This is a genomic window from Streptomyces sp. PTL18 (genome assembly GCF_059510295.1).
On record NZ_JCAJZO010000163.1, the window covers coordinates 1 to 304 of the forward strand.

Below are 304 nucleotides of genomic sequence, written 5' to 3' on the forward strand. Positions count from 1 at the left end.
CCGGCTGTTGCCGCTGTTCCGGCCGGCCGCGTCGTGCTTGTCATAGCCGACGTGATCGGTGATCTCGCCTTCCAGGGCGGACTCCAGCACCCGCTTCGTCAGCTGCTGCAGCAGCCCGCCCTCACCGGTCAGCTGCAGCCCGTCGGAGCGGGCACGGTCGACCAGCATCGCGATCAACCGCTCGTCCGACACCGCCTCCGCGGCGGACTCGACGACCGCCGCCTCCACGGCCTCGTGCTCGGTGATGGTCTCGCTCATCAGGCGTCTCCTTGATCATCGGATCCGCCGTCTATTGGACACTCCC

General features: G+C 68.4%; 1 protein-coding gene. It reads right to left on the minus strand.

Annotated elements, in window-relative coordinates; all coding sequences use genetic code 11:
- Positions 1–258 (minus strand): transposase (locus tag AC5WS8_RS39475; protein ID WP_496108288.1); only part of this gene is annotated, 258 nt, incomplete at its 3' end.
- Positions 259–304: the final 46 nt, after the last annotated feature.